The following is a 12,151-nucleotide window of genomic DNA, read 5'->3' as shown; positions in this document are numbered from 1 at the left end:
GGCTGGTTTCGGCTGAGCTCAGCCGAAACCAGCCCGTCCGGCGCTTGAGGACGCGCCCGCAGGGCGCTCGCCGCCGCAGGCGGCAGAACAGCGGCCCCGCCGCAGGCGCAAGGCTCGCCGCCGCAGGCGGCCACGACGGCCCGCAGCCGAACACCCGCCGGAACTCATCCGCGCGGTCCGGACTATCGCACCCCGGCCGTAGAATTCACGGCGTGGCAGGCAGGATCAACGATGACGACGTGAAGGCGGTCCGGGACGCGGTCCCGATCGACGCCGTCGTTTCCGAGTACCTCCAGCTGCGCAACGCCGGCGGCGGAAACCTCAAGGGCCTGTGCCCCTTCCACGACGAGAAGTCGCCGTCGTTCCAGGTCAGCCCGGCCAAGGGGCTCTTCTACTGCTTCGGCTGCCAGGAGGGCGGGGACACCGTCGACTTCGTCATGAAGATCGACCACCTCTCCTTCGCCGAGACCATCGAGCGGCTCGCCTCGCAGGCCGGCATCACCCTGCGCTACGAGGAGGGCGGCTACACCCCCGGCCGCCAGCAGGGCGAGCGGATCCGGCTGGTCGAGGCCCACAAGCACGCCGCGAAGTTCTACGTCGAGCAGCTCGACAGCCCCGAGGCCGAGATCGGCCGGAAGTTCCTGGCGAGCCGCGGCTTCGACCAGGCCGCCGCCCAGCACTTCGGCGTCGGCTACAGCCCCGCCGGCTGGGACCACCTCACCCGCTTCCTGCGCGGCAAGGGCTTCAGCGACAAGGAGCTGATCCTCTCCGGCCTCGCTCAGGACAGCCGCAACGGCCGGCCCATCGACCGCTTCCGCGGCCGCCTGATGTGGCCCATCCGCGACATCACCGGCGAGGTCATCGGCTTCGGCGCCCGCAAGCTCCGCGACGACGACAACGGCCCCAAATACCTCAACACCCCCGAAACCCCTCTTTATCGCAAGTCGCACGTCCTCTACGGCATCGACCTCGCCAAGAAGGACATCGCCAAGACCAGCCGCGCCGTCGTCGTCGAGGGCTACACCGACGTCATGGCCTGCCACCTCGCGGGCGTCACCACGGCCATCGCCACCTGCGGCACCGCCTTCGCGGGCGACCACATCAAGATCCTCCGCCGGCTGCTGATGGACAACTCCGGCGCCGAGGTCGTCTTCACCTTCGACGGCGACGCCGCCGGCCAGAAGGCCGCCCTGCGCGCCTTCGAGGACGACCAGAAGTTCGCCGCCGAGACCTCCATCGCCATCACCCCCGGCGGCATGGACCCCTGCGAGCTGCGCCTCGCCGAGGGCGACGCCGCCGTCCAGGCCCTGGTGGAGACCCGCACCCCGCTGTTCGCGTTCGCCATCCGCCAGATGGTCGCCCGGCACAACCTCGACACCGCCGAGGGCCGGGCGGCGGCCCTGGAGGCCGCCGCGCCCATCGTGGCCAACATCAAGAACAGCTCGATCCAGCACGAATACGCGGTGCAGCTCGCCGGCATGCTCGGCATCCTCGACACCCAGTTCGTCGTCCGCCGCGTCGGCCAGCTCGCCCGCTGGGCCCGCGAGCGCGGCGCCCGCCCCGAGCAGGGCCGGCGCCGCGCGGCCCCGCCCGCCGCCGCCCCGCAGGCCCCCCGCGCCTCCGGCCCCGCGCTGAACCTCCGCAGCCCCGCCCACCGCACCGAGCGCGAGCTGCTCAAGCTCGCCCTCCAGCGCCCCGAGCTGGTCGCCCCCGCCTTCGACGCCTACGGCGAGGACGAATTCACCGCCCCGCCCTACGTCCTGGTGCGCCGCTGCGTCGAGGAGGCCGGCGGCGTCACCGACGCCCCCGAGGACTACCTCGCCCGGGTCCGGGCCGCCGCCCCCGACGACGTCGTCCGCGCCCTGGTCACCGAGCTCGCCGTCGAGGCCATCCACGCCCGCACGGTCGACGAGACCTACGCCGGCACGCAGCTGGTGCACGTCCGGCTGCGGGCCGTCGAGCGCCGCGTCGAAGAGGTCCAGGCCGGCCTCATGCGCCTCGGCGCCCACGCCGACCCCGCCCACCTCGCCGCCGTGCAGAACGAACTCTGGGTGCTCCAGCAGTACGGCACATCCCTCAAGGAGCGCGGCGCCGCCGCGCTGTAACCGCCCGGTCACGGTGCGGGCTCAGAAAGTGAGCGCACGCCCCTCGTGGCGGGCCCACGTCGTGCCCCACACTGGTGGGCGGTGCCTGAGTCCTCGGAGCGCGGCAGGTCCGGCCGCAGGGACCCAAAGCCCTCCGCGAAGCCGTTTCTGACCCCGGGACGGACGGCGGCCCCGGCCGCTGCCGTCCCTCCGTCGCATGCCCGTCCCGACCGGCAGCGATCACCTTGGAGGTCGCCCCCGTGCAGACCCGGACCCCGACCTTGACTCCGGCTCCGGCCCCTTCGGCCCCGGCCGTGCCCCAGCAGGCCGAACCGCCCGCCGCCGAGAGCCTCCTCGACGAGGCCGCCCCGGAAGCGCAACCGGAAGCGGAAACAGAAGCAGAAGCGGAAGCGGAAGCCGACGAGGAGCGGGAACCAGACCAGGAAGCAGCGGCGGACGCGGACGCGGAGCGGGCCGTGGAGCCGGAGGCCGGCTCCTACCGCCGGGCTGACAGCCGCGCCGACACCGGGGGCCCGTCCTCCGACCTCTTCCGCCAGTACCTCCGCGAGATCGGCCGGATCCCCCTGCTCTCGGCGGCCGAGGAGGTGGAGCTGGCCCGCTGCGTCGAGGCCGGCCTGTTCGCCGAGGAGAAGCTCGGCTCCACTCCCGACCTCGACTCCCAACTGGCCCTGGACCTGGACCGCCTGGTGGTCCTCGGCCGGATGGCCAAGCGCCGCCTCATCGAGGCCAACCTGCGGCTCGTCGTCTCCGTCGCCAAGCGCTACATCGGCCGCGGGCTGACCATGCTCGACCTCGTCCAGGAGGGCAACCTCGGCCTGATCAGGGCCGTCGAGAAGTTCGACTACGCCCGGGGCTACAAGTTCTCCACCTACGCGACGTGGTGGATCCGCCAGGCGATGTCGCGCGCGCTGGCCGACCAGGCCCGCACCATCCGGGTGCCCGTCCACGTCGTCGAGCTGATCAACCGCGTCGTCCGCGTCCAGCGCCGCATGCTCCAGGAGCGCGGCTACGAGCCCACGGCCGAGGAGGTGGCCGCCCAGCTCGACCTCACCCAGGAGCGGGTCAGCGAGGTCCTCAGGCTCGCCCAGGAGCCGGTCTCGCTGCACGCGCCGGTCGGCGAGGAGGACGACGTCGCGCTCGGCGACCTCATCGAGGACGGAGACGCCGCCTCACCCGTCGAATCGGCGGCGTTCCTGCTGCTCCGCGAGCACCTGGAGGCCGTCCTGTCGACGCTCGGGGAGCGCGAGCGCAAGGTCGTCCAACTGCGCTACGGGCTGGCCGACGGCCGCCCCCGCACCTTGGAGGAGATCGGCCGGATCTTCGGCGTCACCCGCGAGCGCATCCGCCAGATCGAGTCCAAGACCCTCAACAAACTCCGCGACCACGCCTTCGCGGACCAGCTCCGGGGGTACCTGGACTGACCGCCCCTCCGGGGCTGCCACCCGGACCGGCGCCGCGGAGGTTCCCCGTCGCCGGGCGCGCTCACCGTCGTGGCCGCGGGTGATGGCCGGGCCATGCCGTGACCGGTGCGTTCGACAGCCGGCGGCGCGCCGGAAACGTGCGCGTCCCGCGACAGCCGCCGGGCTCGGCAGCGGCTTCGGCGGGGCCTTCGCCGGCGCCGTCCCCCGGCGGGCGGCGCGTGGGGCTTTGCCGTCACCGGCTGCGGGCCTTCGCCGGAGCGCCCGCGTGCACGGTCGTCGCAGGCCGGAAGCGGGCCCGGAACCCCTACTGGAACGCCCCCGGGTGGGTCTGTTCGCGGACGGTCACGTACTGCTGGCGCACCGACTGGCCCACCGCGCGGTCGTCGCCCGGCTCGAACACCTGGCTGGCCGCCGCGGGCCACCGCGGGGGCTGCTGCGGGGACAGCGCCCCGTGCTGGACGCCCAGCGCCCACGCCGCCTGCCGGGCCGCGCCCAGGGCCGCGTAGTCCGCGGGCTGCGGCACGACGACCTGGGCGCCGAACAGCGACGGCGCCACCGCCTGCACCGCCGGCAGTTCGGCCGCCGCCCCCAGCAGGAACACCCGCCGCACCTGGACGCCGCGCGAGCGCAGCACGTCCAGGGCGTCCGTGAGCCCGCACAGCATGCCCTCGAAGGCGGCCCGCGCCAGGTGCTCCGGCTTCATGCTCTCGCGGCGCAGCCCCGACAGGCTGCCCGCCGTGTGCGGCAGGTGCGGGGTCCGCTCGCCCTCCAGGTACGGCAGCAGCACCAGCCCGTACGAGCCGGGGGTGGACCGCAGCGCCAGCTCCGAGAGGCCCGCCAGGTCGGTGCCCAGCAGCTCGGCGGTGCCGCGCAGCACCCGGACGGCGTTGAGCGTGTGGACCACGGGCAGGTGCATGCCCGTCGCGTCTGCGAAGGAGGTGATGGTGCCGGTGGGGTCCGCGAGGGCCTCGTGGTGCACGGCGAACACCGAGCCCGAGGCGCCCAGGGAGACCACCGCGTCGCCGGGGCCGACGCCGAGGCCGAAGGCCGCCGCCATCGTCTCGCCGGTGCCGGCGGAGATCAGCAGGCCCTCGGGGGTGTGCCCGGCGGGCTCGGCGGGGGCGAGAACGTCCGGCAGCATCACCTGGTGGCCCAGCGCCAGCTCCACCAGGTCCGGCCGCCAGCTGCCCGTCGCGGCCGACCAGTAGCCCGTGCCGGAGGCGTCACCGCGGTCGGTCGTGCGCCGCATCGGGCGCCCCAGGAGCTGCCACACCAGCCAGTCGTGCGGCGCCATGGCCGAGGCCGTCCGCGTCGCCGACTCCGGTTCGTTGCGGGCCAGCCAGCGCAGCTTCGCCAGCGCCTGCCCGGCCTGCGGCACCGACCCGACGGCCTGCGCCCAGGCGGCGCGGCCGCCCAGCGCGTCGGTCAGGTCGGCCGCGGCGGGCTGCATCCGCTTGTCGTTGCCGAGGAGGGCCGGCCGGACGAGGACCCCGCCGGCGTCCAGCGTCAGCAGCCCCTGCTGCTGCGCCGAGACGCCGATGGCCTGCACGCCTTCCAGCAGCCCCCCGGCGGCGGCCTCGCCCAGCGACATCAGCCATGCCTGTGGATCGCCGTCGGCGGCCGACGGCGGGTGGGGGGCGTACCCCTGCCGGAGCACGGCCCCCGTGTCCGCGTCGCAGACGACGATCCGTGTGCTCTCGGTGGAACTGTCCAGCCCCGCGACTATGCCCATGCCGTGATGATGCCAAATCCCGGCGGTGGCGGATCGCCCGCCCCGCGTCCGGTCAGGTATTGCTCGTGCCCCACTCGTCCGCGGCGGCCGCCCGCTGCTCGCGCAGGGTGCGGACGCGTTCGCCCACGGAGGCCGGGAGCCGGTCCCCGACCTTGTCGAACGCCTTGGCCGCCATGGCCCGGCCGTTCTGGGCGGCGGACTCCGCGGTGTTGCGGACCGCGGGATTCTGGGCGACCCGCTGGGCCCCCTTGCGCAGCTGTTCGTACCGTTCGCGGCCGGCCCGTGCGCCGAGCACGTATCCGGTGGCTGCTCCGAGCATGAACGTCAGCCGGTAGCGCATCGCGCTCCACCCTTCCCTTGAATCCCTTGCGCCCCACGCGCCATCGCGGAGGCCGCCGGACTGTGCTCGGCGCCTACCCCTCGGGTGCGAAGGTCACTCCCGGGATACCGATTGGCGGAGCACCCCCCTGCTTGCGCTAATGTATGTGTCGCAGCGAGGGCACGCCGCCCGGGAGACCGGAGGGCAGCGCATTCGAGGCACACGCAGCAATCCCCTGTAGCTCAATTGGCAGAGCAGCCGACTGTTAATCGGCAGGTTACTGGTTCGAGTCCAGTCGGGGGAGCGCGATCCTCTGTAGCTCAATTGGCAGAGCAGCCGGCTGTTAACCGGCAGGTTACTGGTTCGAGTCCAGTCGGAGGAGCAAACGGAAGAGGACCCCGTCAGGGGTCCTTTTTTCGTACCCGGAGGGAACCATCCCGCCGTGATCGAAGTCCTCATGGTCAGGTCGGTCACGCATTGCCGCCCCTCAGGGGCAGCAGATCGTATGAGCGGCTATGCTGCGGCAGACGGCGCGCACAGTTGTGCGCGACGCGCCGTGAACGGGGCGGTAGCTCAGCCGGTTAGAGCAGCGGACTCATAATCCGTCGGCCGTGGGTTCGAGTCCCACCCGCCCCACCTTGCGGCACAGGTGCAGAAACGTTGCGACCTGGTCTTACGGTGCCCCGCCTGGGCTTTTCCGGGCGGGGCTTCGTCGTTTCCCCGGGGGCGAAGGGGCCGGGCGCCGGCGGCTGCGGCGTCCGAGGGGCGGAATGCTACCGGTCCGGGGCCGGCGGCGGTGGTGATCGCGGCGGGCTTCCGGGTGAACCCGCCCGCCACGGCCGGCCGGTGGCCGCGCCGGAGGCGGCGCCGCCCCCCGGCAGGCCCGGGGATCTTCGCGGGGCGCGGGAAGAATGCCGGGGAAGGAGTACTGAAACCGCCCGTACCGGGCAGGCACCGGCCGAAGGAATACGGCCCGGCACCTCCCTGTTTGCGCTGCTGGGCCACTCGATCGCGAGAACCGGAAGCAGGTAGCCACGCATGAGCAGCACGGTGGAGCTCACCAAGGACAACTTCGACGACATCGTCTCGGGCGGCGGGTTCGTGCTCATCGACTTCTGGGCCGACTGGTGCGGCCCGTGTCGGCAGTTCGCTCCGGTGTACGAGGGCGCCGCCGGGCGCCATGACGATCTGGTCTTCGCGAAGGTCGACACCGAGGCGCAGCCCGAGCTGGCCGCCGCGTTCCAGATCCAGTCGATCCCCACGCTGATGATCGTCCGCGACAACATCGCGGTGTTCGCCCAGCCCGGGGCGCTGCCCGAGGCCGCCCTGGAGGACGTCATCAAGCAGGCCCGCGCGCTGGACATGGACGAGGTGCGGGCGTCCGTCGCCCAGGAGCAGGAAGCGCAGCAGGAGGCGCAGCAGAAGGCGCAGCCGACCGGTGAGTGACCTGCTGCTGATCCGGCACGGCGAGACGGAGTGGAGCCGCACCGGCAGGCACACCGGCTGGAGCGACATCCCGCTGACCGGGCGCGGTGAACGCCAGGCGGGAGCCCTGCGGCCGCTGCTGGCCGGCCTGCGGATCGGGCCCGTCCTCGCGAGTCCGCTGGGGCGGGCTGTGCGGACCGCCGAGCTGGCCGGCCTGGACGTGACGGCCACCGATCCCGACCTGCGGGAATGGGACTACGGCGGCTACGAGGGCATCACCACCGACGAGATCCACCGCGACCGCCCCGACTGGTACCTGTGGGACGACGGAGTCGCACCCGGGCCCGCGGAGCGGCCGGGGGAGAGCGTCGAGCAGGTCGGCGCGCGGGCCGACCGGGTGCTGGCCCGGGTCGCGCCCTGGCTGCGGGAATCGGACGGTCCGGATGTGGCGCTCGTGGCGCACGGGCACTTCCTGCGGGTGCTGACGGCGCGCAGGCTCGGCCTGCCGCCCGCCGCTGGTGCCCTCTTCCGGCTCGACACCGCTACTGTCAGCCGAATCGGCACCGAACACGGGCGTCCCGCGCTCGTGGCCTGGAACCTGCCCTCGGTGCCCGGTACCGGTGAGGCCACCGGTACCGGTGCGGCCGAGCGGGTCGCGACCGGGCCCGGTGCCGTGACGGACCGATGATCCAGGGGGTCACCCCTGATCTTCGTACATACCAGTTTCTTCGATGGAAGGATTCACCGTGGCTACCACCCGCACCGCGCACACCGTCTGGGAAGGCGAACTGCTCAAGGGCAGCGGCACCGTCACCTTCGACTCGTCCGGCATCGGCTCCCAGCCCGTCTCCTGGCCGTCCCGCGCCGAGGCGGCCAACGGGAAGACCAGCCCGGAGGAGCTGATCGCCGCAGCCCACTCCAGCTGCTACTCGATGGCGCTCTCCCACGGCCTGACCGGTGCCGGTACGCCGCCCACCCGTCTGGAGACCAAGGCCGACGTCACCTTCCAGCCGGGTGAGGGCATCACCGGCATCCACCTGACTGTCCGTGCCGAGGTCCCGGGCCTGGACAAGGACGGCTTCGCCGCCGCCGCCGAGGACGCCAAGAAGAACTGCCCGGTCAGCCAGGCGCTCACCGGCACGGCGATCACGCTGACGGCCGAGCTCGTCTGAGTCTTCGCCGTGACGAGGCCGGGGGCGCGCAGCGCGTCTCCCGGCCTCGTCCGTTTCGGTGCCCCGGACGGGCCACGCCTACGGCGTCAAGGCCGCGTACACGACGAGGTGCCGCACCGCGTGCCCGGCGGCGTCGCCGCCGCAGGTGACCAGGCGCAGGGCCCGTTCGGAGGTCCGCCCGTAGACCTTCCGCGCCGGGAAGGCCCTCTCGTCGACCTTCTCCTTGCCGGTCACGGAGAAGTGGAGCACCTTGCCGTCGCCCCGCTCCACGTCGATGGCGGAGCCCTCGACGAGCTTGTCCAGGTCGTGGAAGACGGCCTTGCCGTCGCGGGGGTCGCCGTGGCCGACGATGACGGCCGCCCCGCGCTTCCCCGGCTCGGCGCTGTCCGTGTACCAGCCCGCGATCGTGCGCTTCTCCGCCGGCGGCACCCGCACGCCGCCGTCGCCGTCACGGACGAGGCGCAGCAGCGGGCTGCTCACCCCGAGGGACGGGACGGATATCCGGGCCGGCTCCTCGGCCGAGGCCGGGGTGCCGCTGGCGCCCGTGTCCACGGCACCGTCGCCCAGGGAGCAGCCGGTCAGCAGGGCGCCCAGGAGCGCGGCGGACAGGGCCGCCGTCAGGGCGAGTGCGGAGGTGGGCGTACGGGGCATCGGTTTCCGTCCGGGGGTGGGGGCGAGCCCTGCCCACGCTAGAGGCGGCTCCCCGGCCCCCGCCTCGGGTAAACGGCCAGTCCGCCATCCGCCCAAAGGACGAGATTCCTCGTGCCGCGGGTCACGTGCCGAGGCGCTGGAGCAGCCCCCAGGTGAACTCCGCGACGTAACCGGACCGCTTCCCGCCGCTGTCCGGGGCGGTGAACGACAGCCGCCAGCGGGTGGGGGCCGTCCCCTCCATCGGGCGGGCGGGGGCGAACGCGCGGGCCACCTCGTCCACCGTGCACGACCACGGCGTGAGGTCCTCGACCGTCCGCAGGTCGGGGCCCGGCGCGCCCGGGGCGCGGACCAGCCATTCGTTCCAGACCGCGCCGCCGGGCGCGGCCAGCACCTCGAACCGCAGGTCGGGCCAGAGCGGCAGGCGCCACGTCATCGCCTCGAACGCCAGATCGCCGATGCGGCGCCGCCCCGTCGTCTCCGGCGGGCCGAGCACCGAGCGGTAGCGCGTACCCGCGCCGCCGCGCCGGGGCGAGTGCAGCATGGCCTGCCAGCGGCGGTTGGCCTCGCGCATCGTGGCCCGGTCGACGCCCAGCTCCCGCAGGGCGTCCTCGACCAGCTCCGGCCGGTGGTCGGCCATCCGCCGCAGCAGCACGAGCTGGAACTGCAGCGGACCGAAGGCGGCGGGGGGTTCGGCGGCGGGATTCATGGGGCCATCGTCGCGCACGGGACCGGGCGTACGGCGGCGTACGGGCGTTCGTCCTGGTTGGCTAGGGTCGGTGGCCTGACCACCCATGTACGGAGGCTTGATGGCCGCGCAGGGCGACGACGTCGCGACCCGGACCACGACCCCGCTGCTGCGGCTGCGCGGCGTGAGCCGCGCCTACGGGGAGCGGCAGGCGCTGCACCCCCTCGACCTCGACCTCGAACCGGGCACGTGCACGGCCCTCTTCGGGCACAACGGCTCCGGGAAGTCGACGCTGCTGCGCATCGCGAGCGGCCGGGACACCCCGACAAAGGGCAGCGCCCTCTTCGCCGGCCGGCCGGTCGACGAGGACGACCCGGAGGTACGGGCCCGGGTCGCGGTCGTCGGTGACACGGTGGCCACCTACCCGGACCTGACGGTGCGGGAGCACCTCGAACTGATCACCGTCGCCCACGCCGTGGACGACGCCCAGGCGTGGATCGACCACGTGCTCGCCGACCGCCGCCTCTCCGGCCACGCGCGGGCGCTGCCCGGCTCGCTGTCCTCCGGCCAGCTCCAGTCGCTGCTGCTGGCGGCCGCGCTCGTCCGCCCCCGGGACCTCCTCGTCCTCGACGAGCCCGAACAGCGCCTGGACCCCGACGCCCGGCTCCGGCTCGCGGAGCTGCTGAACGCCGAGAAGGCCGACGGGGTGGCCGTCCTGCTGGCCACGCACCAGGCGGAACTGGCCGAGGCCGTCGCGGACCGCGTGATCGCCCTGGAGGACGGCCGGGTGATCGCCGAGGGCACCCCGGCGGAGGTCCTGGGCGGGCTGGGGCTGCGCGGATGAGCGGGGCGCCGTCCGGCGGGGGGACCGGCCACGGTGCGGTCGTCGCCGCCGACCCGGACGAGGACTCCACCTGGACCGAGGAGGACGACGACCGCACCGAGGAGACCCTCCGCTGGCTGCGGGACAAGCGGCGCGATCACCGGCGGCGCAAGAGCCGCGACCTGGCCGTCGTCGTCTACACCGTCCTCCTCACCGTCGTCGGGTACGGCAGCGGCTACGCGTTCCACTTCCTGCGGCAGGTCGAGCTCGGTGCCGACTACGGGGGGCTCGGGGCGGATGTGCGGCGGGCCCTGCCCGCCCTCTTCACCCTGCTGACGGGCGCCCTCGCCCTGGCCGCCGCCCGGGACGCGCTCTGGCGGGGGCCCGTCGTCGTCCCCGGTCCGGCCGTGGGGTGGCTGCTCGCCCAGCCCGTGCGGCGGGCGGCGGTGCTGCGGCCGTGGTTCCGGCTGTCGGCCGGGCTCGCCGTCGTCCCCGCGCTGCTCGTGGCGGCCGGGGCCGCCGTCGTACTGCGGGTGATGGGACTGGCCCCGCTCGGCGAGGCACTGCTCGCCCTCCTCCCGGGCGCCGTGTGCCTGCCGCTGCTGGCCGTCTGCGTGGGCATGGCGGTGGAGCGCAGGGCGGCGCTCGCCCGGTGGGTGCGCCGCGGCACGCCCCTGGCCGTGGTGGCGCTGATGCTGCTTGCCGGACAGGTCGCCCTCGCCGCGCGGGGCCATCGCTCCGGTTTTCTGGAGGGCGTCGAGCTGTGGTCCGGGCCGTGGGGCTGGGCGGCACAGCCGGTTGTCGCCGCGACGGGCGGCTCCGCGCCCGCGTGGCCGGCCGCCGTGGCCGCGCTCGTCCTGCTGACGGCCGCCGGGCTGTTCCAGGGCCACCGGGACGCGGCCCGGGTGCCGACATCCCAGCTCCGGCGCCGGGCGGCGACCGCGCAGACGGTGGCGTCGGTGATGTGGACGGTGGAGCTGAGGGCCGCCAAGCTCGCCCTGCTGGACGCCACCGGCGGCGGCACGGTCCGCCGGGTCCGGCTGCGGGCGCCCCGCAGCCGGTACCTCGTGGTGGCGTGGCGGGACCTGCTCGCGCTGCTGCGCGCGCCCGCGCGGGTGGCCAAGGCGCTGATGTGGCTGGTCTGCGCCACCGGGGCGGCCGCCCTGGGCGCGGAGCTGGGCGGCGGCCGGCGGGACGCGGGCCTGCTCCTGGCCCTGCTGCTGGGGTACGTCGCCGTGGGCGGCCTGGCCGAGCCGGCCCGCCTGGAGACGGACGACGTGCGCCGGGCGGCGTGGTCGCCGTTCCGCTTCCGGGCGCTGATGCTGCAGCACGCGGTCGTGCCGGCGGTGGCGGGCGCCCTGCTGGCCGCGGTCGCCGCGGTCCCGTTCGCGGTGGCCGGGGCGCCGTGGGCGCTGGTGCTGATGCCGGTGTGCGCGGTGCCGTTCGCGGCGGCGGCGGTGTTCGGCGCGTGCCGCGGCCCGGTCCGGACGAACCTGATGTTCACCGGGGTGAGCACGCCGGCCGGTGACCCGGGGGTGTTCCTCTTCGTCGCCTGGTACGCGGCCGGCCTCCTGGCGAGCGTCGGCGGCCTGGGGCTCGCCCTGCACGGGGCGCTGCCGCACCGGCCGGACGGGGGCGGGGTGCTCGCGGTGGCGGCGGTGGCCGCGCTACTGACGGTGGGTCTGCTGCTGTGCGCGGCGCGGTCGGCGGGGCGGCTGGTGCGGCATTGAAGGGGGCGGTGTCCTCAATCGCCGAGGCTGCTCGTCCCCACCCCGGTCACCCGCGCCGAGGAGACCGACGCCGCCCCCGAGACGGCCC

Annotated in this window: 11 protein-coding genes and 3 tRNA genes; 10 read left to right on the top strand and 4 right to left on the bottom strand. The window is 74.4% G+C overall.

What is annotated here, in order from left to right:
* Nucleotides 1–212 precede the first annotated feature (212 nt).
* Nucleotides 213–2,105 (top strand): DNA primase, encoded by a 1,893-nt coding sequence (dnaG, locus tag ABZ951_RS32555; protein ID WP_361281576.1) that lies wholly within the window; start codon nt 213–215, stop codon nt 2,103–2,105.
* 218 nt (nt 2,106–2,323) lie between these two features.
* Entirely contained in the window at nt 2,324–3,526 is a 1,203-nt protein-coding gene (locus ABZ951_RS32550) for an RNA polymerase sigma factor (protein WP_344089404.1), read from the top strand.
* A gap of 304 nt (nt 3,527–3,830) precedes the next feature.
* Here the strand turns inward: ABZ951_RS32550 and ABZ951_RS32545 are convergent, their stop codons facing one another.
* On the bottom strand, nt 3,831–5,258 hold the full coding sequence (locus ABZ951_RS32545; RefSeq protein WP_344089308.1) for an FGGY family carbohydrate kinase: 1,428 nt from the start codon (nt 5,256–5,258) through the stop codon (nt 3,831–3,833).
* Nucleotides 5,259–5,310: 52 nt separating this feature from the next.
* Nucleotides 5,311–5,598, bottom strand: coding sequence for a YtxH domain-containing protein (locus ABZ951_RS32540; protein WP_344089309.1), 288 nt, complete (start codon nt 5,596–5,598; stop codon nt 5,311–5,313).
* A gap of 210 nt (nt 5,599–5,808) precedes the next feature.
* Between ABZ951_RS32540 and ABZ951_RS32535 the strand changes: the two genes are divergently transcribed.
* From ABZ951_RS32535 to ABZ951_RS32510, 6 genes are all read left to right on the top strand, one after another.
* A tRNA-Asn gene (locus tag ABZ951_RS32535) sits at nt 5,809–5,881 on the top strand.
* 5 nt (nt 5,882–5,886) lie between these two features.
* Nucleotides 5,887–5,959, top strand: a tRNA-Asn gene (locus ABZ951_RS32530).
* Nucleotides 5,960–6,139: 180 nt separating this feature from the next.
* A tRNA-Ile gene (locus ABZ951_RS32525) sits at nt 6,140–6,213 on the top strand.
* Between the two features lie 402 nt (nt 6,214–6,615).
* Nucleotides 6,616–7,023 (top strand): thioredoxin, encoded by a 408-nt coding sequence (gene trxA, locus ABZ951_RS32520; protein ID WP_344089310.1) that lies wholly within the window; start codon nt 6,616–6,618, stop codon nt 7,021–7,023.
* Complete coding sequence (locus ABZ951_RS32515; protein ID WP_344089311.1) at nt 7,016–7,690, top strand: histidine phosphatase family protein; 675 nt, start codon at nt 7,016–7,018, stop codon at nt 7,688–7,690. Before trxA ends, ABZ951_RS32515 begins: the two co-directional genes overlap by 8 nt.
* 58 nt (nt 7,691–7,748) lie before the next feature.
* Nucleotides 7,749–8,174, top strand: a complete 426-nt coding sequence (locus ABZ951_RS32510; protein ID WP_344089312.1) for an OsmC family protein — start codon at nt 7,749–7,751, stop codon at nt 8,172–8,174.
* 78 nt (nt 8,175–8,252) lie between these two features.
* Here ABZ951_RS32510 and ABZ951_RS32505 read toward each other — a convergent pair whose 3' ends face one another.
* Both ABZ951_RS32505 and ABZ951_RS32500 read right to left on the bottom strand, forming a co-directional pair.
* The gene (locus tag ABZ951_RS32505) at nt 8,253–8,825 is read right to left on the bottom strand and encodes a sortase (RefSeq protein ID WP_344089313.1); all 573 of its coding nucleotides are present in this window, start codon (nt 8,823–8,825) and stop codon (nt 8,253–8,255) included.
* 121 nt (nt 8,826–8,946) lie between these two features.
* Entirely contained in the window at nt 8,947–9,531 is a 585-nt protein-coding gene (locus tag ABZ951_RS32500) for a hypothetical protein (protein WP_344089314.1), read from the bottom strand.
* Nucleotides 9,532–9,631: 100 nt separating this feature from the next.
* Between ABZ951_RS32500 and ABZ951_RS32495 the strand changes: the two genes are divergently transcribed.
* Both ABZ951_RS32495 and ABZ951_RS32490 read left to right on the top strand, forming a co-directional pair.
* Nucleotides 9,632–10,354, top strand: coding sequence for an ABC transporter ATP-binding protein (locus ABZ951_RS32495; protein ID WP_344089315.1), 723 nt, complete (start codon nt 9,632–9,634; stop codon nt 10,352–10,354).
* Nucleotides 10,351–12,063 (top strand): hypothetical protein, encoded by a 1,713-nt coding sequence (locus tag ABZ951_RS32490; protein ID WP_361281569.1) that lies wholly within the window; start codon nt 10,351–10,353, stop codon nt 12,061–12,063. The genes ABZ951_RS32495 and ABZ951_RS32490 overlap by 4 nt, the downstream gene beginning before the upstream one ends.
* Nucleotides 12,064–12,151: the final 88 nt, after the last annotated feature.

Origin of the sequence: Streptomyces sp. NPDC046215, from assembly GCF_040646215.1 — a bacterium.
Taxonomy (GTDB): domain Bacteria; phylum Actinomycetota; class Actinomycetes; order Streptomycetales; family Streptomycetaceae; genus Streptomyces; species Streptomyces stramineus.
The sequence above is the reverse complement of the archived record's forward strand: the minus strand, read 5'-3'. Positions and strand labels throughout refer to the sequence as shown.